The sequence below is a fragment of the Nonomuraea sp. NPDC049028 genome (genome assembly GCF_043197735.1).
Lineage (GTDB): Bacteria > Actinomycetota > Actinomycetes > Streptosporangiales > Streptosporangiaceae > Nonomuraea.
Genome location: NZ_JBICTR010000014.1, coordinates 221,394 through 243,223, shown reverse-complemented (window position 1 = coordinate 243,223; position 21,830 = coordinate 221,394). Strand labels below are relative to the sequence as shown.

The 21,830-nt window shown below is 71.9% G+C and carries 21 protein-coding genes; 8 read left to right on the top strand and 13 right to left on the bottom strand.

All coding sequences use genetic code 11. From position 1 onward, the window contains the following. Nucleotides 1-56: 56 nt before the first annotated feature. Genes ACGFJ2_RS46660 through ACGFJ2_RS46650 form a run of 3 tightly spaced genes read right to left on the bottom strand, consistent with a single transcriptional unit; the run spans nt 57 to nt 3,257 of the window. Nucleotides 57-1,208, bottom strand: coding sequence for a thiolase family protein (locus tag ACGFJ2_RS46660; RefSeq protein ID WP_393479623.1), 1,152 nt, complete (start codon nt 1,206-1,208; stop codon nt 57-59). Beyond that, nucleotides 1,208-2,638: a class I adenylate-forming enzyme family protein gene (locus ACGFJ2_RS46655; RefSeq protein WP_393479620.1), complete on the bottom strand. Its 1,431-nt coding sequence runs from the start codon at nt 2,636-2,638 to the stop codon at nt 1,208-1,210. Before ACGFJ2_RS46655 ends, ACGFJ2_RS46660 begins: the two co-directional genes overlap by 1 nt. A 7-nt stretch (nt 2,639-2,645) precedes the next feature. After that, the gene (locus ACGFJ2_RS46650; protein WP_358541115.1) at nt 2,646-3,257 is read right to left on the bottom strand and encodes a biotin transporter BioY; all 612 of its coding nucleotides are present in this window, start codon (nt 3,255-3,257) and stop codon (nt 2,646-2,648) included. Between the two features lie 197 nt (nt 3,258-3,454). Between ACGFJ2_RS46650 and ACGFJ2_RS46645 the strand changes: the two genes are divergently transcribed. After that, a complete protein-coding gene (locus tag ACGFJ2_RS46645) occupies nt 3,455-4,222 on the top strand; it encodes a pentapeptide repeat-containing protein (RefSeq protein ID WP_393479617.1) in 768 nt (255 codons plus the stop codon). Here the strand turns inward: ACGFJ2_RS46645 and ACGFJ2_RS46640 are convergent. Continuing rightward, nucleotides 4,168-4,905, bottom strand: a complete 738-nt coding sequence (locus tag ACGFJ2_RS46640; RefSeq protein ID WP_357952005.1) for an amino acid racemase — start codon at nt 4,903-4,905, stop codon at nt 4,168-4,170. The two genes, ACGFJ2_RS46645 and ACGFJ2_RS46640, sit on opposite strands and share 55 nt — an antisense overlap. A gap of 190 nt (nt 4,906-5,095) precedes the next feature. Between ACGFJ2_RS46640 and ACGFJ2_RS46635 the strand changes: the two genes are divergently transcribed. Next, nucleotides 5,096-6,250 (top strand): RtcB family protein, encoded by a 1,155-nt coding sequence (locus ACGFJ2_RS46635; RefSeq protein WP_357952003.1) that lies wholly within the window; start codon nt 5,096-5,098, stop codon nt 6,248-6,250. 22 nt (nt 6,251-6,272) lie between these two features. On the opposite strand, the gene ACGFJ2_RS46630 is transcribed toward ACGFJ2_RS46635, so the two are convergent. Next, on the bottom strand, nt 6,273-7,127 hold the full coding sequence (locus tag ACGFJ2_RS46630) for a helix-turn-helix transcriptional regulator (RefSeq protein ID WP_393479614.1): 855 nt from the start codon (nt 7,125-7,127) through the stop codon (nt 6,273-6,275). Between the two features lie 111 nt (nt 7,128-7,238). Here ACGFJ2_RS46630 and ACGFJ2_RS46625 point away from each other — a divergent pair, with 111 nt between their 5' ends. The 5 genes from ACGFJ2_RS46625 to ACGFJ2_RS46605 all read left to right on the top strand — a co-directional run bounded on the left by ACGFJ2_RS46625 (nt 7,239) and on the right by ACGFJ2_RS46605 (nt 11,853). Next, nucleotides 7,239-8,123, top strand: coding sequence for an NmrA/HSCARG family protein (locus ACGFJ2_RS46625; RefSeq protein ID WP_358186566.1), 885 nt, complete (start codon nt 7,239-7,241; stop codon nt 8,121-8,123). Beyond that, nucleotides 8,111-8,650 carry a cupin domain-containing protein gene (locus tag ACGFJ2_RS46620; RefSeq protein ID WP_358186559.1) on the top strand — a complete coding sequence of 180 codons (540 nt, stop codon included), beginning with the start codon at nt 8,111-8,113 and terminating at the stop codon, nt 8,648-8,650. The genes ACGFJ2_RS46625 and ACGFJ2_RS46620 overlap by 13 nt, the downstream gene beginning before the upstream one ends. A 130-nt stretch (nt 8,651-8,780) precedes the next feature. Beyond that, nucleotides 8,781-9,977 carry an MFS transporter gene (locus ACGFJ2_RS46615; RefSeq protein ID WP_393479612.1) on the top strand — a complete coding sequence of 399 codons (1,197 nt, stop codon included), beginning with the start codon at nt 8,781-8,783 and terminating at the stop codon, nt 9,975-9,977. A gap of 128 nt (nt 9,978-10,105) precedes the next feature. Then, nucleotides 10,106-11,218, top strand: a complete 1,113-nt coding sequence (locus ACGFJ2_RS46610; protein WP_357951994.1) for a histidine kinase — start codon at nt 10,106-10,108, stop codon at nt 11,216-11,218. Then, on the top strand, nt 11,209-11,853 hold the full coding sequence (locus ACGFJ2_RS46605) for a response regulator transcription factor (protein ID WP_357951992.1): 645 nt from the start codon (nt 11,209-11,211) through the stop codon (nt 11,851-11,853). Before ACGFJ2_RS46610 ends, ACGFJ2_RS46605 begins: the two co-directional genes overlap by 10 nt. Before the next feature lie 11 nt (nt 11,854-11,864). Here the strand turns inward: ACGFJ2_RS46605 and ACGFJ2_RS46600 are convergent, their stop codons facing one another. Then, a complete protein-coding gene (locus tag ACGFJ2_RS46600; RefSeq protein WP_393479911.1) occupies nt 11,865-13,064 on the bottom strand; it encodes an RNA polymerase sigma factor in 1,200 nt (399 codons plus the stop codon). A 68-nt stretch (nt 13,065-13,132) separates the two neighbouring features. On the opposite strand from ACGFJ2_RS46600, the gene ACGFJ2_RS46595 reads away from it, so the two are divergent. Continuing rightward, the gene (locus ACGFJ2_RS46595) at nt 13,133-13,498 is read left to right on the top strand and encodes a VOC family protein (RefSeq protein WP_357951991.1); all 366 of its coding nucleotides are present in this window, start codon (nt 13,133-13,135) and stop codon (nt 13,496-13,498) included. A gap of 94 nt (nt 13,499-13,592) precedes the next feature. Here ACGFJ2_RS46595 and ACGFJ2_RS46590 read toward each other — a convergent pair whose 3' ends face one another. The 7 genes from ACGFJ2_RS46590 to ACGFJ2_RS46560 are packed head-to-tail and all read right to left on the bottom strand — an operon-like array spanning nt 13,593 to nt 21,821. Beyond that, complete coding sequence (locus ACGFJ2_RS46590; RefSeq protein WP_393479607.1) at nt 13,593-15,215, bottom strand: dipeptide ABC transporter ATP-binding protein; 1,623 nt, start codon at nt 15,213-15,215, stop codon at nt 13,593-13,595. After that, on the bottom strand, nt 15,212-16,012 hold the full coding sequence (locus tag ACGFJ2_RS46585) for an ABC transporter permease (protein WP_357951987.1): 801 nt from the start codon (nt 16,010-16,012) through the stop codon (nt 15,212-15,214). The genes ACGFJ2_RS46590 and ACGFJ2_RS46585 overlap by 4 nt, the downstream gene beginning before the upstream one ends. A gap of 2 nt (nt 16,013-16,014) precedes the next feature. Next, entirely contained in the window at nt 16,015-16,920 is a 906-nt protein-coding gene (locus ACGFJ2_RS46580; RefSeq protein WP_393479604.1) for an ABC transporter permease, read from the bottom strand. Further along, nucleotides 16,917-18,509 carry an ABC transporter substrate-binding protein gene (locus ACGFJ2_RS46575; RefSeq protein WP_393479601.1) on the bottom strand — a complete coding sequence of 531 codons (1,593 nt, stop codon included), beginning with the start codon at nt 18,507-18,509 and terminating at the stop codon, nt 16,917-16,919. Before ACGFJ2_RS46575 ends, ACGFJ2_RS46580 begins: the two co-directional genes overlap by 4 nt. Continuing rightward, the gene (locus ACGFJ2_RS46570) at nt 18,506-19,639 is read right to left on the bottom strand and encodes an MsnO8 family LLM class oxidoreductase (protein ID WP_393479599.1); all 1,134 of its coding nucleotides are present in this window, start codon (nt 19,637-19,639) and stop codon (nt 18,506-18,508) included. The genes ACGFJ2_RS46575 and ACGFJ2_RS46570 overlap by 4 nt, the downstream gene beginning before the upstream one ends. Then, the gene (locus ACGFJ2_RS46565; protein ID WP_357951980.1) at nt 19,636-20,670 is read right to left on the bottom strand and encodes an LLM class flavin-dependent oxidoreductase; all 1,035 of its coding nucleotides are present in this window, start codon (nt 20,668-20,670) and stop codon (nt 19,636-19,638) included. The genes ACGFJ2_RS46570 and ACGFJ2_RS46565 overlap by 4 nt, the downstream gene beginning before the upstream one ends. Then, complete coding sequence (locus ACGFJ2_RS46560) at nt 20,667-21,821, bottom strand: LLM class flavin-dependent oxidoreductase (protein ID WP_358186500.1); 1,155 nt, start codon at nt 21,819-21,821, stop codon at nt 20,667-20,669. Before ACGFJ2_RS46560 ends, ACGFJ2_RS46565 begins: the two co-directional genes overlap by 4 nt. Nucleotides 21,822-21,830: the final 9 nt, after the last annotated feature.

The following is a 21,830-nucleotide window of genomic DNA, read 5'->3' as shown; positions in this document are numbered from 1 at the left end:
CACGCATCTCGACCGGCTCACACCGCTCAGGCATCTCAACCGGCTCGCTCATTGGCTCACACCACCTCGAACAGGGCGGCGACGCCGAGGCCGCCCCCGACCGCCGCCGTCGCCAGCCCCAACGTCCCCGGCGGCGCGCCCGACCGTACGAGCCGCGTGAACAGCCGGGTGACCACAACGGCTCCGGTGGCCCCCCACGGATGGCCGAGCGCCAGCGCGCCGCCGTCGGCGCAGACCCGGTCCCGGTCGGCGCCGAGCGGGTCGAGCCCGAGCGCGTCGGTGACGGCCAGCGTCTGGGCCGCGAACGCCTCCACGATCTCCACCGCCGCGATCTGTTCCATGCTCACTCCGGTACGGCCGAGCAGCCGTCGTACGGCGGGCACCGGACCCCAGCCGGGCAAGGCGGGATCACAGCCGACGACGGCCCCGCCCCGCAGCCGGAGGCCCGGCAGCCCGGCTCTGGCGCGCAGGCGTTCCGTGGTGAGGGCGACCGCCGCCGCCCCGTCGCTGACCGGCGAGGAGTTCCCGGCCGTCACCGTCCCTCCGGGGACGAACGCCGCGGGCAACCGCGACATCGACTCCGGCCGCAACACCCGGGGCCGCTGGTCCTCCGTCCGCCCTTTGACCTCGACGACCTCCGCCGAGAACCGTCCCGCCTCCCGCGCGGCCACCGCCTTGGCGTTGCTCGCGCGCGCGTAGTCGTCCTGGCGGGCCCGATCCACGCCACGCGCCGCGGCCAGCGCCTCGGCCGCGGCGCCCATGTCCGGGTCCGGGTGGCCCGCCGGGGTGAAGGGCGCCCGCTCGTACGGCACGGCGGGGCTCCCCCGGTACGCCCGCAGCGGCGCGGTGGAGGCGCTCTCGACCCCACCGGCGATGACCAGCTCCATCTCTTCGCTGGCCACGGCCTGACCCGCCATCAGGATCGCGGCCAGCCCGCTGCCGCACTGCCGATCCACCGTGGCGCCGGGAACGGCCTCGCCCAGCCCCGCGCCCAGCGCCGACACGCGCGCCAGGTTCCCGCCCGGACCCATGCAGTTGCCGAGCACCACGTCCTCGATCGGCACGCCGAGGCCGGCGACGTCACCGGCCAGCGCCTCGATGACGGGCGAGGCCAGCATGTCGGCGGTCACCTCCTTGAAGGCGTGCCCGGCGGTCCCGATCGCCGTACGGCGCGCGGCCACGATGACCGGCGCGATGTCCGATCGCATCAGGTGAGCCGCCACAGGTCAGGGTCGCCGCCGGCCAGGCGGGCGGTGAGGAGGCCGCGGGCCGGCTTGCCCGCCGAGGTGCGGGGCAGGCTGTCCACCGCGTACCAGCGGCGGGGCCGTTGCGCCGCGGCCAGCCCGCCGCGGGCCACGGCCTCGAGCGCGGCCCGGGAGGGCGGGGTCCCGGCGCCCACCTCGACGATCGCCGTGACCACCGCGCCCAGGTCCGGGTGCGGCGAGCCGACCACCACGACGTCGCCCACCCCCCGCACGCTCCTGAGCACCTCTTCGACGTCCTCCGGCACGACCGTGGCGCCGCCGGTCTGGATCGCGCCGTCGCCCCGGCCGCGCAGCCGCAGGACCTCACCCGGCAGGTACGGCTCCGCCACGTCGCCGACGCTCATCCACCCCTCGCCGTCCACCCTCAGCGGGCCCGCCGCACCGGCCAGATAGCCTTCGGCCAGCCAGGGCGACCGCGCCCACACCTCGCCGAGCGTCTGGCCCGGCAGGGTCCTGACCTGGAGTTCCACACCCGGAAAAGGGCGCAGCCCCGCGCCGTCGGCGTCGGCGGCCACGAAGGACAGCTCGGTCGCGCCGTAGTAGGACACCACCCGTACGCCGACGTCCGCCGCCCGCTCCCGCAGCCCGGCCGGCAGCGCCGCCCCGCCGATCACGACGGTCCGCAGCGGGGCGCCCTCTTCCAATGCGTCCAGTACGGCCGGCAGGCAATGCGGCACCAGGTGGGCCACGGTCGCCCGGCTGAGCTGCTCGCCCAGGGCGCCGGGCGACCAGCGGCCCGGCACCAGAGCCGTGGCGCCGACGGCCAGCGCGTGCACGGCCGCGAAGCCGTACAGGGAGGAGCCCAGGGGTCCTGGCACCAGGACGACGTCGCCGGGCCCGATCCCGGCCAGCTCGCTCACCCACGGGAACGACGCGGTCCAGGACGCGCGCGTGCGCACCACGGCCCGGGGACGGCCGGTGCTCCCGGAACTGAAACACGCCCAGGCCCGATCGCCGTCCTCCGGCTGCGGCCACGCCGCCGCATGAGAAACCAGCGTGCCCGTCTCAGCGGATGACCCCGCGCCCGCCTCGGCGGGTGACAGAACGTCGTTCGCCCCAGCGGGCGGGAGGCTGTCGAGGTGGCGGTCCGCGGGGATCGCGGCCCGTACGCGTTCGTCCCAGGCCGGGTCGCACAGCAGTGGCGTACCCCCCGCCAGGTCCGTCGCCAGTGCGGCGATGAGCTGGTCCACCGGGTCGGCCAGACTGATCGCGACCAGCGCCCCGCGAGCCAAGCCCGGCGCGGTCAGGTGCGCCGCGGTGTCGCGGACGCGCCGGGCGAGCTCGGCGTAGCTCAGTTCGCCCGCCGGGCCGCACACCGCGAGACGGTGCGGGTGGTCGGAAGCGTGGCGCAATACCTGTGCGGCGACCGGCATGACCGGTTCAGCCCTCCTTGCTGGCGCGGAGCCGTTCGCGATGCACGGCCGGGACCGCGTCAGGGTATGCCCGTTGAGTACCTTTCGTCACAATCGCCGCCAGCACCGCCTTGATCAGGTCACCGGGCAGGAACAACGTGGCGCTGAGCAGCGCCGTCCGGCCCAGCGGGACGCCGGTGACAGCCGCCTGCACGGGCAGACCGATCAGGTAGATCACCCCGATGCCGCCGACCACACAGGCCACCACCAGCCGTACGATGCCGGGGCGATGGCCGCCGCGTTCGACGATCCAGCCGGTCACGGCCGCGCCGGGCAGCCAGCCGATCAGGTACCCGGCCGACGGCCCCGCGAACACGCCCAGCCCGCCACGCCCGCCCGCCAGCAACGGCAGGCCGACGGCCACCAGCACGAGCAGTACGGCGACGGCCAGGGCGGCCCGCCACGAGCCCAGGATCGTGCCCGCCAGCATGACGCCGAACGTCTGCAGCGTGATCGGGACCGCGTTGCCGAACAGGTTCAGGGTGCCCGGCAGGCCGAGCGCGGCGATCAGCGCCGCGAAGACGCTGATCCGGGCGATGTCGCCGGTGGGGAAACCCTTTCCCCCGGTGAGCCTCGGCATGTCGCCGCCTCCACTTCTCATAGGTGCTTCTCGTGGGTGCGTGGAACTTCTCGTAGGTGCGGATCTGATCTCACACCACAACGTCCCGGGACACGCATGGAGGGATGCCACAACATTCGCCCGCGAGCGTCGTCACCGCTCAACTTGAGTAGGGGTCTACTCTCGCCAACGGGCGGACCTGAGCGCACGATCCGCTCATGACGTGGTTCCGTTGGCGTCCCGAAGAACGGGCGACCGCTCCATTATCCCGGGCGGAATTCGCCACTCTCCAACCCATAGAACGCGCTGAGCTGCACCGCGCGGCCCAAGACAGCCGGCGCCAGTTCGTCACCACCCTGCTGCAGATCCCGGCGACCATCGCCGTGCTGGGCGGACTGCTGCTGACGGCGCAGGGACTGGCGCAGACCGCGAAATCGGTCGAGGCCTCCCGTGAGGAGTTGCTGATCGCCAGGAAGGGCCTCGAAGTCGCGCAGAAGGGCCAGGTCACCGACCGATTCACCAAGGCCGTCGAACAACTCGGCAGCGCGAGCATGGAGGTGCGGATCGGCGCCGCCTACGCCCTCGAGAACATCGGCAGGGATGTCCCCGACTACCGGCAGACGACCGTTGACGTTCTCGCCAGCTATGTCGTGGGAAACGGCCGCACGTCGACCAAGAAGAACTACGGGCAGGCCAGAGATGTTCGGGCCATGCTCACCGTGCTGGGCCGGGTCCGTCCGGCCCACCCGAAGCAGGAGTGGATCGACCTGTCACACGCCCGGCTCGGCGACGCCGACCTGAGCGACGCCTACCTGCCGCGAGCCAGGATGTACGGCGTGTTCCTCGCCGGAGCCGAGCTTTTCGGAGCAAATCTGTCCGACAGCATCATGCCCTTCTCGGACTTCTCCTCTGCCTACCTGACAAAGACCGGTCAGCTCCGGGGAGTGGCCGAAACCCCGCCACGCCAGGTGGGCAGCGGCCGGTGACCGGCCGCGACCTCGTACGCGGCGACGGCCATGAGGCGGGTGGAGTCGAGGGTCGGCAGCGGCGACGCCTCGGGTGTCACCAGGAGCGGGATCTCGGTGCAGACGAGCGCCACGGCGTCACACCCCCGCTCCGCGAGCCGCGAGATGACGCGGACGTACTCCCGCCGCGACTCCTCGGTGAACACCCCGCTCACGAGCTCGGCGAAGATGATCTCGTTGATGATCCGCCGGTCGTCCGGATCCGGCACCTCCGCCGCGATCCCACGCGCGGCGAGCGCCTCCGGATAGAGCCGGCCGTCCATCGTGTACGCCGTACCCAGGACACCGACCTTCGTCCGCCCCTCACGAACGGCCTGGTCGGCGACCACCTCGGCGATGTGCAGGCCGGGCAGGGCGAGGTCCTCGCCGGGCCGTTCGAGCGCCAGGTGGGCGGTGTTGTCCGGGCAGGCGAAGAAGTCGGCCCCGGCGCGGGCGAGGCGCCCGACGCTGACGGCCAGCGTGGCCCTGATCGAGTCGTGGTCGCCCGCGTCCCAGGCGGGCATGCTGTAGCCGAAGGCGATGTAGTCGAGGGTCACGTCGGGATGCTCGTGCCGGCCCACCCGGCGAAACCCCTCCTGGCAGTAGGCCAGGAAGCACAGGGCCGCCCCTTCGGTGCTGTGGGCGAGGATGCCGAGATGCCGCATAGTGATCACTCCTCCGATGGCGGGAACCTTCGCCCACCACCGCCCAAGGTGCCACAGCCGACCGCCCCGAGCGCGGTTGGCGGAGCTCCGTCCTCTCCGTGGTGGCTCGCCGCCCAACAAACCAGTAGCGATCACCGCACTCCCGTCGAATACGCTGCTACGAGATCATCGACCAGAAAGGCAGCCCCTCATGCCGCAGCGGGTAGCACCCGGACTCATCTCATGGGCGAGCGACATCGAGCCGGACGCCATCGAACAAGCCGCCCGCGCCGCCCGCCTGCCCTTCGTCCCCAGCCACGTCGCGCTGATGCCGGACGCCCATGTCGGAATGGGCGCCACCGTCGGCTCCGTCATCCCGACCCAGGGCGCCATCATCCCCTCGGCCGTGGGCGTGGACATCGGCTGCGGCATGGTCGCCACCGAGACCGACCTGACCGCCGCGGACCTGCCCGACACCCTGGCCGCGCTCATGCCGCTCATCGAGCAGCGCATCCCGGCCGGCGTCGGCCAGGGCCATGACGACCCGTCCACCGACGCCTCGCTCAACGCGATCGGCACACCCGGCACCTCGCTGACGGGCAAGCAGGAGCACACGGTCATCGCGCAGTTCGGGACGCTCGGCTCCGGCAACCACTTCGTCGAGGTCTGCCTGGACGAGCGCGACCGTGTGTGGACGGTGCTGCACTCCGGCTCGCGCGGCATCGGCAACCAGCTCGCCACCATGCACATCACGCAGGCGAAGAAGCTGATGAAGCAGTGGTTCATCGAGCTGGCCGACCCGGATCTGGCCTACCTCGTGCAGGGCACGCCGCAGTTCACCGCCTACATCGAGGACATGCTGTGGGCCCAGCGCTACGCCATGGCCTCACGCGCCCGCATGGCCGAGGTGCTGGTCGCCTCCCTGTTCCAGGTCGTCGGTCATGGTGCCGCGCTGCGCACGATCAACGCCCATCACAATTTCACCCAGATGGAACGCCACCACGGCCGCGACATGTGGATCACCCGGAAGGGTGCGATCAAGGCGGCCAGCGGGGACGAGGGAATCATCCCCGGCTCCATGGGTACCCGCTCCTACATCGTGACCGGCCTGGGCAGCGCCGCTTCCTACAACTCCTGCTCCCATGGTGCGGGACGGCGCATGTCCCGCACCGAGGCGCGCAAGAAGCTCACCGCCGCCTCGCTCACCGAGGCGATGGGCAGCCGCGTCTGGAACGCCGACCGCGCCGGGGCGCTGGTGGACGAGCACCCGGAAGCGTACAAGTCGATCGACCAGGTCATGGAAGATCAGAAGGACCTGGTCACCGTGCAACACACGCTGCGCCAGATCTTCAACTACAAGGGCTGATCCCTCGCGCCCGCCACGGAGATCATGGGGCTTCGAGCATGGAGGTGACCCGCTGGAGCATCGCGTGACTCGCCGGCACCTGTACGACCATCACCAGGTCGGGGCGCTCGACCAAACGGACCTGGAACATCTCCAGTTCGATCCGCCCGGCCTCGGGGTGATCGAGTTCGATCGTCGCGGGTCTGAAGGAGCGGATCGGGTATTCGTGCCACCATTCCCGGAACTCCGAACTCGCCGCGGTCAATCCGGCCACGATGTCGGCGAACCGTGGGTCGTCCGGACGCTGCCCCACCATGGCCCGGAATTGGCTGAGGACGGCCCGCGCCGCCGGCTCCCATCGGGTCATGCGGGCCCGGTTCTCCTCGTCGGTGAACATCATCCACAGCAGGTTTCGCCGATCGGCGGGAAACCTATCTGGATCGTGGCGGACTAGCGCGTACGCCCGGTTCCACACCAGGTAGTCGAAATGGCCGTCATAAATGGAGGCGATGTTCGGAGCCACGGCGTCGACCAAGCGGCGCAGTCGCGGACGTACGTCATCGGAGGGGGTTTCCCGGTCCGGGGCGGCGAGACCGGCGAGGTACCGAAGGTGCCGGTGGTGGTCCGGGCCGAGCAGGAGCGCGCGGGCCAGCGCGTCGATCACCTGGGCCGACGTGGAGATGTTCCGGCCCTGCTCCAGCCAGGTGTACCAGGTGACACCGACGCCGGACAGCTCGGCGACCTCTTCGCGCCGGAGGCCGGCGGTCCGGCGTCGCCCCGGTATGCCGTCTTCCGGCAGCCCCACGTCTCCCGGCCGCAGCCGGGCTCGCCGGGCGCGCAGAAAGGCACCCAGCTCGGCGCGCCGCGCCGCCTGTCCGTTGTCGTGGCCGCTTTCCACACAGCTCCCGTGGACGGTGAACCGACCGGCAGGTTAGCAGTATCTGTACCAGGATCGGCCGCCTCTTCGTCGTTAGCCTGATCATTGTCACTTTCGGGCGAAGGAGGGCATATGGCACAGCAGAAGGGACCGGTGCTGGTGATCGGGGCCACCGGCCAGCAGGGTGGCGCGGCCGCGCGCCAGCTGCTCGATCGTGGCTGGGAGGTGCGCGCCCTGGTGCGGAATCCCGGCTCGCCGGGCGCTGAAACGCTGCAGGCGGCGGGAGCCACCCTCGTCACCGGCGACCTGGACGACGCGGCGTCGCTTCGGGCGGCGATGGACGGCGCGTACGGCGTCTTCCTGGTGCTGACCATGCTCACCGGGCCCAAGGTGACCCCTGAAGGAGTGATCGCCGAGGAACGGCGTGGCAAGGCGGTGGCGGAGATCGCCAAGAAGTCCGGCGTCGGGCATCTCGTCTACAGCTCGATCAGCGGCGCCGGCCTGGTGAGCGGCATCCCTTACTACGACAGCAAGGCCCGCATCGAGGAACGCGTCGACTCGCTCGGGCTACCGGCCACCGTGCTGCGGCCTGTCATGTTCATGGAGAACTTCACCTCCCTCACCCGCCCGGTCGTGGACGGCGACGAGCTGGCGGTCAACCTCGCCGTACGGCCAGAGACGCGGGTACGGCTGATCGCGACGCAGGACATCGGGGCTTTCGCCGCGATCGCGTTCGACCAGCCCGACGAGTTCATCGACCGGAAACTCGAGATCGCCGGGGACTGCCTGTCCGCTCAGGCGATCGCCGAGGCCTTCGGCCGGGCCGGCGGCCTGCCCAGCCGCTTCCATCAGGTGCCCATCGAGCAGGTGCGGGCCTTCGACGAGCAGGTGGCCGGGATGTTCGCCTGGCTCGGCGACCGCGACGACGACGAACCCGACTTCCCAGCGCTACGGGCCGCCCACCCGGGCCTGATGACGCTGGAGAACTGGCTGGAGGCAACCGGATGGAAGCCATGAACGACCCGAACCCGACCGATGGACTGCTGCTCGGGCCTGGCGCCGGACACCGGATCCAGACCGCCGGCATGACGGTCAAGTTAGGTGCGGAGCGGTCGAACCGCTGGTCCATGTTCGAGGCGGACATCGCACCGGGATTCGACGTCGGGGCGCATCTGCATCATGCGGCCGAGGAGGTCTTCTACATCCTCGACGGGGAGCTCGACCTGCTCGCCTTCCATCCACGCGAGAAGGCCGACGGCGACTGGCGGACGTGGGAGTCGGACACCGGCACGCCGGTGTTCAGAGGCGGTCCGGGGAGCGTCATGTTCGTACCCGCCGGCTGCCCGCACGCCTTCTTCAACCCCGGCCCCAAGCCTGCGCGAATGCTCTTCCTCGTCTCCCCGTCCGGCCACGAGCACTACCTCCGCGAACTCGCCGATCTAATAGCCGCCACCCAGCCACCCGATCAAGAGGCGATCGCGGCCCTGCGGGCCCGCCACGACATTCACCAGCTGACCTCCCTCATGAACCGCCCCTTGACGTAGCGGTAGACCACGGCCCGGCCAGATGCCACCGGAAGGCCTGTTCCCACCGATGGCGTTTTATCCGACATTTCGCCCTTTCTCGCCTTATGGGGTTGTTGCGATAGGTTGAGGCCGTGACGTACAGGTGGCCGTGGAGAAGGCGCGCGACCGGCTGGAGTGCGTGATCACCTGGCATCGGCGTAATCAGATGGCCCTGCTGCTGGCCCACTCAGTGGGAACGCAGGTGGTGACGTTCGTGCTGCGGCCGACCATGTCGTACGGGGCGATCGAGCTGCACGTCTCAGCGGCGTGGCTGGGCGTGCTGGGCGCCAGCTTCGCCGTCGCGCCGCTCCTCCTGGCCATCCCCGCCGGTCAGGCGGCCGACCGGTACGGCGAGCGGCGCATGGCCGTGGCGGGCGCGATCCTGCTCACGACCGCCTGCGCCGCCTTCCTCGCCTTCGGCCACACGATCCCCGGGCTGATCGCCGGCGGCGTCCTGCTCGGCACTGGGCATCTCGGCTGTGTCATCGCCCAGCAGGCGATGGTGGCCAACATGACCGAGCGTGGCCGCCACGACACCGCCTTCGGGCACTACACCTTCGCCGCCTCGCTCGGGCAGGCCATGGGCCCGATTTTGATCATCGTGTTCGGCGGCGCCCACGCCATCCCGGACACCGGCCGGATCTACCTGTGGACCTGCGGGCTCGCCGCCGCGCTCGTCGGGCTGTCGGCGCTGCTGACCGGCAGTCCGCGGGCCACCGCGCGGGCCGGCGGCGAAGCCACGGGGGTGCGCTCGCTGCTGCGGCTGCCGGGTCTCGCGCACGCGCTCGTGACCAGCTGCGTGGTGCTGGCCGCGGTCGACATCACGCTCGTCTACCTGCCGGCGCTGGGCGCCGAGCAAGGGCTCGCCTCAGGCGTGGTGGGCGTCCTGCTGGCGATCCGCGGCGTGGCCTCCATGGGGTCGCGCTTCTTCCTCGGCCGCCTCTCGCACGCCTTCGGCAGACGGCGCCTCCTGGTCGCCGGCACCGTCGCGGCGGCCCTGGCCATGGCGCTCACGCCGCTGCCGATGCCGCTGTGGCTGCTGGCCTGCGTGCTGCTCGTCCTGGGGTTCGGGCTCGGGGTGGGACAGCCGATGACCATGTCGTGGCTCGCCGAGTCCGCGCCCCCCGGTCTGCGGGGGCGGGCGATGTCGCTCCGGCTCGCGGGCAACCGTACCGGGCAGATCCTCATCCCGGGCGCGGCCGGGCTGGTGGCGGCGGGCGCGGGGGCCGCGGGAGTGCTCCTGATCACCGCGCTGGGCCTCGGCTGGGCGGGCGTGGCCGCCCGCCGCCTGCCCGTCGACGCCTGACCGGCGCAGCACGGACAAGTCAACACCTGACCGGCGGCACGGACAAGTCGACGCCTGACCGGCGCCCCACGCCTGCTCGCCGGGCGTGCCACGCCGCCGGACCGCCGCAGCGCCTAGACTTCGCGTCCGTGGCAGGCATTGTTTTCAGGCAGCTCACCGGAGTGCTGGCCGGGCTGGTCACCGGAGCCGCCGCCCTCGCCCTGTGGACCTTCGCCTGGCCGTACCGGAACAGGTGGGCGCCGGGAATGGTGGCGCTCGAACGGGCCCGGCTGGCCGCCTGGTTCGGGCAGGAGACCGACGGGGCCGCGTCCGGTCACGGCTATCTCGCGCTGCGTGCCCTGGTCGGCGTGCTCGGGGGCTATCTCGCGCTGGCGCTGCTGTTCCTGGCCCTGCTGTTCCTGGGCGGCAGCACGTGGGTGCTGTTCTCCGGCGACTACGCGCCGGTGGCGCTGGACCTGCCGGGCATCAAGCTGTCGATGCACAGCTGGGCGGTCGGCCTGGCCTGCGGGGTGCTGATGCTGGCCCTGGGCGGGTTCTGGTGCCGCCTGCTGGTGGCGACCGAGCGGCGGCTGGCCGTACGCTTCCTCGGTCCCGGGCCGCAGGAGCTGATGCGGCGGCGCATCGCCGAGCTGACCGTCAGCCGGTCCGGCATCGTGCGGGTGGTCGACGACGAGCGGCGCAGGATCGAGCGGGACCTGCACGACGGCGTGCAGCAGCGCGGCGTGGCGCTGGCCATGCTGCTCGGGCGGGCCCGGCACAGCCCCGCCGGGGCGGCCGAGCTGGTGGACCAGGCGTACGCCGAGTCCCGGCAACTGCTCGACGAGCTGCGCAGCGTGGCGTGGCGGATCTACCCGACCGCGCTCGACGAGCTGGGCCTGCGCACGGCGCTGGCCGGTGTCGCCGAACGTTCGTGCGTGCCGGTGACCGTCGACTACGGCCTGGCCGGACGGCCCGTCTCGGAGGTGGAGACCGCCCTGTACTTCGTGGCCAGGGAGGCGATCACCAACGCGGTCAAGCACGCGCGGGCGCGGGACATCCTGGTCGTGCTGAGCGAGGACGAGCGGGCGGTCCGCGTGGTGATCTCCGACGACGGCCGCGGCGGCGCCGACCCGGCGGGCGGCGGACTGTCGGGGCTGGCCAGGCGGGTGATGGCGCTCGACGGCCGGTTCGAGGTCGACAGCCCGCCCGGCGGCGGCACCAGGATCTGCGCGACCCTCCCGAAGGCGGCATCGTGCGGCTGATCCTCGCCGACGACGCCGTACTGCTGCGTGAGGGCCTGATCAGGCTGCTGGAGGAGGCCGGGCACGAGGTCGTGGCCGCGATCGGCGACGCGGAGTCCCTGATCGAGGCGGTGGCCGAGCACCGGCCGGAGGTCGCGGTGGTGGACGTGCGGATGCCGCCCACCCATTCCGACGAGGGCCTGCGCGCGGCGCTGGAGATCCGCGCGCGCTGGCCCTCGGTGGGTGTGCTGGTCCTGTCGCAGTACGTGGAGAAGACGTACGCGGCCAAGCTGCTCGCCGAGGCCACCGAGGGCATGGGCTACCTGCTGAAGGACCGCGTGTCGGAGGTGGCGGACTTCCTGGGTTCCCTGGAGCGGATCCGCGCGGGCGGCACCGTCATCGACCCCGAAGTGGTCAGGCAGCTCCTCGCCCGCACCACCCGCGTGGACCCGCTGCGTACGCTCAGCGAACGCGAGTCGCAGGTGCTGCGGCAGCTCGCCGAGGGCTTCACCAACGCCGCGATCGCCACGAACCTCCACGTCTCCCTGAGCACGGTGGAGAAGCACGTCAACGCCATCTTCGACAAGCTCGACCTGCCGGTGACCCCCGCCTACAGCAGACGGGTGCTGGCCATCCTGCGCCACCTCGACGGCTGAGGCGAGGCCGGTCAGAGCCGGGCGGCGCGTGACTCCAGATAGCGCTGTTCGGGGAGGCTGAGCGTGCGGCGGGCGGCCAGCTCGTACTGGGTGCGCGCCGCCTCCCGGTCGCCCGCGAGGTCCAGCAGATGCGCGCGTACGGCCGGCACCCGATGATGCCCGGCGAGCGCCGGATCGGTCTCCGCCTTCGCCAGCCCCTCCAGCCCGGCAAGCGGCCCGTGGACCATGGCGACGGCGACGATCCGGTTGAGCGTGACCATGGGTCCGGGCGCGATGCCGTCGAGCAGGTCGTACAGGGCGAGGATCTGCCGCCAGTCGGTGTCCTCGGCCCGCGGCGCCTCGTCGTGCACGGCCGCGATGGCCGCCTGCACCTGGTAGGGGCCGAGCGGCGCGGCGGCCAGCGTCTTGGTGATCAGCTGGACTCCTTCGGCGATGGCCTCGGCGTCCCATTCGCCGCGGTCCTGCTCGGCCAGCGGCACCAGTTCGCCGTCGGGCCGGGTGCGGGCCGGGCGGCGGGCGTCGGTGAGCAGCATCAGGGCGAGCAGCGCGGCCACCTCACCGTCGCCGGGCAGGCGGTCGTGGAGCTGCCGGGTCAGGCGGATGGCCTCGCTGGACAGCTCCACGCGGTGCAACGTCCCGCCGGAGCTGGCGGTGTAGCCCTCGTTGAAGATCAGGTACAGCACGTGCAGCACCGCGGCCAGCCGCTCGGCCTGCTCGTCCTCCGGGGGCAGCGTGAACTCGGCGCCGCTGCTCTTGATGCGCTGCTTGGCGCGGCTGATGCGCTGCGCCACGGTCGGCTCGGGCACCAGCAGCGCGCGGGCGATCTCGGCGGTGGTCAGCCCGCCGACGGCGCGCAGTGTCAGCGCCACCTGGGAGACCGTGGTGAGCGCGGGATGGCAGCAGAGCAGCAGGAGTGTGAGCGTGTCGTCCACGGTGGGCGAGGGGTCCGGCTCCGGCGGTGCCAGGGCGGCGGCGGACTCCTCCCTGCGCCGCCGGGCGGACTCGCTGCGCCACAGCTCGATCCGTCTGCGGGCGGCGACAGTGATCAGCCAGCCCTTGGGATTGGCGGGCACACCCTCGTCGGGCCACTGGACGGCGGCCGCGAGCAGAGCCTCCTGCACGGCGTCCTCGCACAGGTCGAAGTCGCCGTAGCGCCGGACGACCGCGCCGAGGACTTGCGGCGCCAGCTCTCGCAGCAGCCCGTCCAAAATTTCCCCCTCGAAACGTGTCGAATTCGGCGGCCCGGGTTCTACGTCCCCTGTGACGGAAGGAAACCATCATGTTCGAGAACACCAGAGCCTTCAGCGGCTTCTCCACCGACGACATCCCGGCCGCCAAGCGGTTCTACGGCGAAACGCTCGGCCTGCGCGTCTCCGAGGACCACGGGATCCTCACACTGCACATCGCGGGCGACCGCGACACGATCGTCTACCCGAAAAAGGATCACACGCCGGCGACGTTCACGATACTCAACTTCCCGGTCAGTGACATCGACAAAGCCGTGGACGAGCTGGTGGCGCGCGGCGTGGTCTTCGAGCGGCTGGAGGGCACCGACGACAAGGGCGTCAACCGGGTGAGCGGCCCGCTGATCGCCTGGTTCAAGGACCCGGCGGGCAACTGGCTGTCGGTGATCCAGCTGGACTGAGCTCACGAACCGTTCGAGTACGCCAGTACGGCCGGCACCCGGCGATGACCACCGTCGGCCTGAGGCAGGCCGAGCCGGCACACTCCACCTTCCACTACCCGAGGCGGGGCACGGCGTCCACCAGGGCGCGGGTGTAGGGGTGTCGGGGCCGCTGGAACACCTGCTCGACCGCGCCCTCCTCCACCACCCGGCCGTCCTTCATGACGAGCACCCGGTCGCTCACGTGGTGGACGACGCCGAGGTCGTGGGAGATGAACAGCAGGGCGGTGCCGTACTCGGCCTGGATCTCGGCGAGCAGGTCGAGCACCTGGGCCTGGATGGAGACGTCGAGCGCCGAGACGGGTTCGTCGCAGACCAGCACGTCGGGGCGGGGGGCGAGGGCCCTGGCGATGGCGACGCGCTGGCGCTGGCCGCCGGACAGCTCTCTGGGGTGGCGGTCGGCGTACGCGGCGGGCAGGCCGACGCGCTCCAGCAGGTCCAGCGCCCGCGCCCGGCGTTCACGGCGGGGCAGGGCGAGCGGCTCGGCGACCAGGCGGCCGACGGTGTGGCGGGGATCGAAGGAGTCGAGCGGGTTCTGGGAGATGAGCTGGACGCGCTGCCGCATCGGGCGCCGCTTGCGTTCCGGCAGCCCGCTCCACTGCCGCTGGTGCAGGCTCACCCGTCCCGTCTCGGGTTCGAGCAGGCCGAGGACGAGCCTGGCGAGCGTGGTCTTGCCGGAGCCGGACTCGCCGACGATGCCGAGCGTCTCGCCTTCGTGCAGGGTGAAGGAGACGTCGTCCACGACCCGGCGCGGTCCGTACGACCTGGTCAGGGCGGTGGCGGCGAGGACCTGGGCGGACGGGTTCGGGGCGCGGCGCGGGAGCGGCGGGCCGCCCGACAGGCGGGTGCCCCTGGAGGCGGCGGAGGGGACGGCGGCGAGCAGCGAGCGGGTGTAGTCGTGCGCGGGCGCCGACAGCACGCTCCGGACGGGCCCCTCCTCGACCACCCGGCCGTCCTTCATGACCAGGATCCGGTCGGCGATCGAGGCGACCACGGCGAGGTCGTGGCTGATCAGCAGCAGTGCCGTCCCGGCGGCCTTGCGCTCGGCGAGCAGCCGCAGGATCTGGGCCTGTACGGTGACGTCGAGCGCGGTGGTGGGCTCGTCCGCGATGATCAGCTTGGGCTCGGCGGCGATGGCCGAGGCGATCAGCACCCGCTGCCGCAGCCCGCCGGACAGCTGGTGCGGGTGCTGACGGGCGCGGGCGGCCGGGTCGGGGACGCCGACCGCGTCGAGCAGCTCCAGCACCCGTTCCGGGCGCCGGGCGCGGGGAACGACCTCGTGTACGGTCAGCACCTCGCCGATCTCGGCGGCCACGGTACGCAGCGGATCGAGCGAGACCAGCGCGTCCTGCAGCACCAGCCCGGCGAACCCGCCGCGCAGCCGCCGCCAGTCGGCCGGGCGGAAGGCGCGGGCGTCCCTGCCGGACAGGTCGAACGTCCGGGCCTCGACCTGGGAGCCCGGCCCGGCCAGGCCGAGCAGCGACCGGGCGGTGACGCTCTTGCCGGAGCCGGACTCGCCGACGATCGCCACGCACTCCCCCGCCGCGACCGACAGCGAGACGCCGCGCACCACCTCGGTCCCGCCGAAGCTCACCCGCAGATCCGCCACGGACACCAGCGGAATGTCCGAGACGGGCGCGCGGCCGGTCTCCGCGTGCTCTTCCTGGAACGTGGTCATGGCGTCCTTCCCTCGAAGCGGCGCTGCAGCCGCCGGCCCAGCACGGTCAGGCAGACGACGGTCAAGGTGATCGCGACGCCCGGGAACAGCGCCTCCCACCAGGCGACGCGCAGGTAGTTGCGGGCCTCGGCGAGCATGGCGCCCCACTCTGCGGCCGGCGGCTGGGGTCCCATGCCGAGGAAGCTGAGCCCCGACGCGCCGATGACGGCCTGGCCGAGCCCGATGGTGGCCAGCACCGGGATCGGGCCCAGTACGTTCGGCAGCACGTGCTGGGCGGTGATGACCGCGCGGGAGCGGCCGAAGGTCACGGCCTGCTCGACGTACCCGGCGTGGCGGACCACGAAGGCCTGGGCCCGGATCACCCGGGCGTAGTTGGGGATCTGCGCGACGGCGATCGCGAAGATCACGCTCCCGGTGCCGGGGCCGGTGATCGCGATGACGAGCAGCGCCAGCAGCAGCTCGGGCAGGGTCGACAGCACGTCGAACGAGCGGGCCAGCGCCTCGTCCAGCCATTTGGGCGACAGCCCGGCGGCCAGGCCGAGCAGGATGCCGGAGGTCACGGCCACGGCGGTGGCCGAGACGCCGATGCTGAGCGAGTGCCGGGCGCCGTACACCACCCTGGACAGCACGTCCCTGCCGAGGTGGTCGCTGCCGAACCAGTGCGCCCCGCCGGGCGGGGTCAGCGCGCGCAGCGGGTCGGCCGACAGCGGGTCCACGCCGGTGAGCAGGCCGGGCACGGCGACGGCCAGCGCCAGCAGGATCAGGAAGACAACGGGTACGAGGATCCTGGCCGGCACGCTCAGCCCCCGATCCTGGGGTCGATGGCGCGGTAGGCCAGGTCGAGCAGCGTGCTGATGGTCACGTACGCGATCGCCGACAGCAGCACCACGGCCATCACGACCGGCATGTCCCGGCCCGTGACGGCCTGCATCGCGACCTGGCCGAGCCCCGGGCGGCCGAACAGCACCTCGGTGATCACCGTCCCGCCGAGCAGCGTGCCGGTGAACCACCCGGCCAGCGTCACGGCCGGGATCAGCGCGTGCCTGAGCGCGTGCCTGGCGACCAGGGCCCGCTCGGTCAGCCCGCGCGCCCTGGCCGTGACCGCGAACGGCTGCTCCAGCGCGCGTTCGAGCCCGCCGCGCAGCACCTGCCCGAGCACGCCGGCGATCGGCAGGCCGAGCGCCAGCGCGGGCAGGACGAGCGCCTGCGGCCCCGAGGCGCCGGAGACCGGGAACCAGCCGAACGTGAACGAGAACACCGACAGCAGCACGATCCCGATGAGGAACGGCGGCACCGAGACCGACACCAGCTCGACGGCCGAGGCCGTACCGCGCGACCAGCGGCCCCGGCCCGCGGTGGCCAGCGCGATGACCCCGGCGAGTGTCACCCCACTCGCCGCGGCGGCGAGCGTGAGCTGGAGCGTCGGGCCCACCTGAGCGGCGAGGATCTCGCCGACACCGCGCTGGAGCTGGTAGGAGCGGCCGAGGTCGCCGTGCAGCAGCCGCCACAGGTAGGACAGGTATTGGACCACCTCGGGACGGTCGAGCCCCCATTCGGCGACGATCCTGGCCCGGATCTCCGGGGTGTCGGCGCCGTCGCCGATCAGGATGTCGATGGTGTCGCCCGGGGCGAGGAGCAGCGCGACGTAGGAGGAGGTGGCGGCGGCCCAGAGCACGGCCAGCCCGGTGCCCAGACGTTTGATCATGTGCCGACCTGGACGTCATAGGCGTTGCGCGGCGTCCCCGAGCCCGGGTCGAAGCCGAGACCGCGCACGCTGTTCTGGGCGGCCAGCTGGTCGGCGGGCACGTAGATCGGGAAGGCGACGGCCTTCTCCGTCACCACCGCGCGCTGCACCCGCGTGTAGAGGTCCTTGCGGAGTGCCTGGTCGGCGGTGGTGGACGCCCGGGTCAGCCACTTGTCCACCTGGGGGTCGGAGAAGTGGGTGCGGTTGATGGCCCCCTTGCTCGGCAGGATGAGGTTGAGCGCGGCGCCGACGTCGGAGTCGCCGCGGGAGTTCTCGAAGATCTCGTACTGGTTCTCGTCCACGGCCTTCTGCGCCGTGCCCTGGTCGACGATCTTCACCTGGAAGTCGATGCCCGCGCTCTGCTTGACCTGGGCCTGGATGGCCTGGGCGAGGATGTCGCGGCGGTCCCTGACGTACGGCGCCGCGGAAACGCTGCGTACGGTGAGCCGCTTGCCGTCCTTGACCCTGAAGCCCTCACTGTCGCGCTGCCGCCAGCCGGCCTCGTCGAGCAGCGCGTTGGCCTTGGCGGTGTCGCCGCCGAAGGTGTGCTCCAGCGACGGGTCGTAGAACGGGCTCGCCTTGCCGACGATGCTCCACGCCCTGGTGGCGGTGCCCTGGTAGACGGAGGCGAGGACGGCGTCGACGTCCACGGCCTCGCGGAAGGCCTGCCGTACGCGCTGGTCGTCGAACGGGGCATGCGAGACGTTGAAGTAGTAGATGAAGGAGGTGCCCGAGTTGAGCGCGGTCTGGAAGGCGTGCTCCTTCTTGATCAGGTTCACGTCGGTCGCGGGGACGCCCTCGATGACCTGCACCTGGCCGGAGGTGAGCGCGCCGACGCGGACCGCGGCCTCGGGCAGGAAGCGGTAGGTGATCTCGGAGAGGTAGGCGGGCCCCTGGTGCCCGGCGCTCGGCGGCGCCCACTTGTAGGCGGGGTTGCGGTGGTAGTGGAGCTCCTGGCCCTGTACGTACCGGTCGAGGATGAACGGCCCGGTGCCCACCAGGTCGGTGCCGCCGAACTTGAGGTTCTTGGCCGTCTTCAGCGACTTGGGCGAGACCTGCCCGCCGTACGGCGAGGACAGGAAGTCGAGGAACAGCCCGTCGGGCTTCTTGAGCGTGACCTTCACCGTGGTGGGCGAGACCACCTCGGCCTTGTCCAAGGCGGCCAGCTGGATCGCCGCGACCGCCGCGTTGTAGCCCGGCACCAGGAACTGCTCCAGGTTGGCCTTGACCGCCGCCGCGTCGAACTTCGTGCCGTCGTGGAAGGTCACGTCGTCGCGCAGCTCGAAGGTGTAGGTCAGCCCGTCGGCCGAGACCTTCCATGACTTCGCCAGCCACGGCTGGAACGAACCGTCGCGACCGCGGGACAGCAGCGCGTCGAACTGGTTGAACACCAGCAGCCTGACCTTGTTCTGCGCCCACTGCTGCGGGTTCAGGGTGATGGGCTGCGTCTCGATCGCCCAGGTCAGGGTGGTGCTCTGGGCCTGCTGGGCGGACGGCTGGGAACCGCAGGCGGCCAGGGCGAGCATGAGGACGACCAGGGTCCGCTTCATGCGCGGCCGTCCCAGGCGTCGGCCAGCAGCTCGTAGGAGCGTACGCGGGCGGCGTGGTCGTGGGTGATGGTCGTGACCAGCAGCTCGTCGGCGCCCGTCACCCGCCGCAGCACGCGCAGCCGCTCGGCGACGGCCTCGGGCGTGCCGACGAACCGCGTGTCGATCCGGTCCTTCACCAGCGCCAGGTCCTCGGCGCTCCAGACGTGCGCGTCGGCTTCCTCCGGTGTCGGGTACGTCCTGGCGCCCGCCCCGGTCCTGATGCTGCGTACCCACAGCCCGTACGGCTTGGCCAGCTCGCGCGCGGTCGCGTCATCGTCGGCCACGACGACGTCGGCCGACACGATCACATACGGCTCGGCCAGGGCCTTCGACGGCTTGAACGCCTTCCGGTAGCCCTCGACGGCTTCGAGCACGCTGGACGGGCTGACGTGGTAGTTGGCCGCGAACGGCAGCCCGCGTTCGCCCGCCACCTGGGCGCTCTGGCCGCCGCTGCTGCCGAGGATCCACAGCTCCACCTCCGCCCCCTCGCCGGGGACGGCGTGCGCTTGGTGGTCGCCGTTCAGGAACGCGATGACGTCGTCGATCTGCTCGGCGAAGTCGGGCGTCTGAGCGCCGGGCTGCTGGAGCAGCGAGGCGTGGAAGGCCAGCTGCGGGTGGGCGGCGAGCCTGGACCAGTCGAACGGCGGCGGAATGAGCAGCCCATCGACGACCCGCCCCGCCTCCCCGTGAGGTGAGGGCTTCGCCAGGGTGGCGGGCGCGGGCTTGGCCGGGGCGGCCTCGGCGGCGAGTTCGGCGCGGCGTTGGCCGGAGCGGCCGATGCCGAGGTCGATCCGGCCCGGATACAGCGCGTCGATCAGCCCGAACTGCTCCACCACCGACAACGGCGTCTGATGCCCGAGCTGCACGGCTCCCGATCCGACCCTGATCCGCTCGGTGGCCGCCGCCACCAGGCCGATGAGCACGGCCGGGGCCGAGCTGGCCACGCCGGGGGCGAAATGGTGCTCGGCCAGCCAGTAGCGGCGATAACCGAACGTCTCGGCCCGCCGGGCCAGGTCGAGGGTGTTGAGCAGCGCGTCACGCGCGGTGCCGCCGGAGGGGATGGGGGCGAGGTCGAGGATGGACAGGGTCACGCGGCACCTCCGGGGAACGGCCTGCTGGGGATCTCCTGGCGCAGTACGGGCGCGATCTCCGCCTGGAACAGCTCCAGCGCGTCCCGGTGCTGCTTGGGCGTGAGCCCGTCGGCGTCGGCGTGCAGGTGCATGACCTCGTGCCCGAACCGCTGGTGATAGCGCAGGACCTTGTCGATGATCTGCTGCGGGCTGCCGACCAGGATCGAGCTGCGTTCGATGGCGTCCTCCAGCGTGGCGAAGACCGGCTCGATCCCGAGCTTGGCGAACAGCGCCAGCCGGGCGTCGAAGATCGGCCGGTAGGTCTCGATCGCCTCCTGCGAGGTGCGGGCCGCGTAGTAGCCCGCCGTCCCCGCCCCGACCAGCGCGTCGGCCGGGTCGTGCCCGTAACGGACCCACTGCTTCCGGTAGTAGTCGATCAGGTCGGCGTACGGCTCGATGGGGTTGGTGACGTTCGCGGAGAACAGCGGGTCGCCGTAGTAGGCGGCCAGGTCCACCGACTCCTTGCTGGTGGCGCTGCCGTGCCAGACCCTGATCGCCCGCTGGAGCGGCCGGGGCCAGGTCTCGGCCTCGGTCAGCGCGGGACGGAACCGGCCCGCCCAGGTGACCTTGTCCTCCCGCCAGAGGCGGCGGAACAGGTCGTACCCCTCGCGGTTGCGGTCCCACTGGTCCTCGGCGGTGACGTGGAAGAGTTGCGCCTGCGCCGCCCCGTTCCCCTTGCCGATGATCAGCTCCAGCCTGCCGTCGGAGAGGTGGTCGAGCGTGGCGTAGTCCTCGAAGGCTCGTACGGGATCGAGCAGGCTCAGCGTGGTGACCGCGGTGAACAGCCGGATCCTGGACGTCTTGGCCGCGATGTGGCTCAGCACCACCGGCGGCGAGGAGGAGATGAACGGCCGCTCGTGCCGCTCCCCCACCCCGAACCCGTCGAAGCCCAGTTCCTCGGCCAGCACCGCGTTGTCGACGACCTCGCGGAACCGCTCGGTGTGCGACCGCTGGTCGTTATGGACGATTAACGTGATGGCCAGAAATTTCATGACACCTCCGCGTAGCGGCTGGCCGGGCGCGGCAGGCCGAGCAGCCCGCGCAGCGTCGTGGCCTCGTACGAGCGCCTGAACGCCCCGCGCCCGCGCAGCTCCGCCGTCAGCCCCCGGGTGATCGCCTCCAGGTCGTACGGCAGCGCGCCGGGACGCAGCCGGAACCCCTCGATCCCGGCCCGCCGCCACTGGAGCAGCAGCTCCGCCAGCTCCTCCGGGGTACCGGTGAAGATCGCGGCATCGGAGCGCAGCTCGGCCCCGTCGAGCCCGTCGAGGCGGGCCTTGCGCTCCGCCGCGTCATCGCCCAGGAACACCACCAGGTCGGCGAAGACCCGCAGCTCCGCCGACAGCTCCCTGACCTCCTCGACGATGGCGCGTGCCTGGTCTGCGGAGTGCGGCGTGACGTACACGACGTCGGCGCCGCCCGCGGCGAACTCGTACGGCAGGCGGGCGTGGGCGAGCGCCGTGACCACCGGTTGGCCCTGCGGCGGCCGAGGCGTGATCGACGGCCCGCGCACCGAGAAGAACCGCCCGGCGAAGTCGATGTAGTGAAGCTTGTCCCGGTCGATGAAACGGCCGGTCGGCAGGTCGCGGATCTCCGCGTCGTCCTCCCAGCTGTCCCAGAGCCGCCGTACGACCTCGACCGCGTCGGCGGCCTCCTCGAACAGCGCCCGGACGTGCTCGTCATCGATCGAGACGGGCCCGTCCAGCCGGGGGAACGGGCGGCGCCCGAAATGCGCCGCCTCGGTGCTTCTGACCGAGATCTGCGGCCGCCACCCGGCTCGGCCGCCGCTGATGTGGTCGAGCGTGGCGATGCCGATCGCCACGTGGAACGGCTCGGTGTGCGTGGTCGTGGCCGTCGGCACCAGCCCGATCCGGCTGGTGAGCGGCGCCAGCCGGGCGGCCAGCAGTACCGCGTCGAAGCGTCCGCGCACCTGGTCGGCCCGCGCGTCGGGCCCGTCCGGCAGGGTCGACTGGAGGCTGAGCGAGTCCTCGATCGTGACGAAGTCGAGCAGCCCCCGCTCGGCCTCGGCCACGAGCGCCGCCCAGTAGCGGGCCGAGAAGATCGCCTCAGGCCGCGCGGACGCCTCGCGCCAGGCGGCGGGATGCCAGCCGGCGCCGTCCAGCGCGACGGCGAGATGCAGGGTCACTGGGGCACC

Bases quoted from the DNA above. Each gene is read 5' to 3' on its own strand.
- ACGFJ2_RS46660 (WP_393479623.1), bottom strand. From the start codon at position 1,208: ATGCGATCGGACATCGCGCCGGTCATCGTGGCCGCGCGCCGTACGGCG.
- ACGFJ2_RS46655 (WP_393479620.1), bottom strand. From the start codon at position 2,638: ATGCCGGTCGCCGCACAGGTATTGCGCCACGCTTCCGACCACCCGCAC.
- ACGFJ2_RS46650 (WP_358541115.1), bottom strand. From the start codon at position 3,257: ATGCCGAGGCTCACCGGGGGAAAGGGTTTCCCCACCGGCGACATCGCC.
- ACGFJ2_RS46645 (WP_393479617.1), top strand. From the start codon at position 3,455: ATGACGTGGTTCCGTTGGCGTCCCGAAGAACGGGCGACCGCTCCATTA.
- ACGFJ2_RS46640 (WP_357952005.1), bottom strand. From the start codon at position 4,905: ATGCGGCATCTCGGCATCCTCGCCCACAGCACCGAAGGGGCGGCCCTG.
- ACGFJ2_RS46635 (WP_357952003.1), top strand. From the start codon at position 5,096: ATGCCGCAGCGGGTAGCACCCGGACTCATCTCATGGGCGAGCGACATC.
- ACGFJ2_RS46625 (WP_358186566.1), top strand. From the start codon at position 7,239: ATGGCACAGCAGAAGGGACCGGTGCTGGTGATCGGGGCCACCGGCCAG.
- ACGFJ2_RS46620 (WP_358186559.1), top strand. From the start codon at position 8,111: ATGGAAGCCATGAACGACCCGAACCCGACCGATGGACTGCTGCTCGGG.
- ACGFJ2_RS46595 (WP_357951991.1), top strand. From the start codon at position 13,133: ATGTTCGAGAACACCAGAGCCTTCAGCGGCTTCTCCACCGACGACATC.
- ACGFJ2_RS46590 (WP_393479607.1), bottom strand. From the start codon at position 15,215: ATGACCACGTTCCAGGAAGAGCACGCGGAGACCGGCCGCGCGCCCGTC.
- ACGFJ2_RS46580 (WP_393479604.1), bottom strand. From the start codon at position 16,920: ATGATCAAACGTCTGGGCACCGGGCTGGCCGTGCTCTGGGCCGCCGCC.
- ACGFJ2_RS46575 (WP_393479601.1), bottom strand. From the start codon at position 18,509: ATGAAGCGGACCCTGGTCGTCCTCATGCTCGCCCTGGCCGCCTGCGGT.
- ACGFJ2_RS46565 (WP_357951980.1), bottom strand. From the start codon at position 20,670: ATGAAATTTCTGGCCATCACGTTAATCGTCCATAACGACCAGCGGTCG.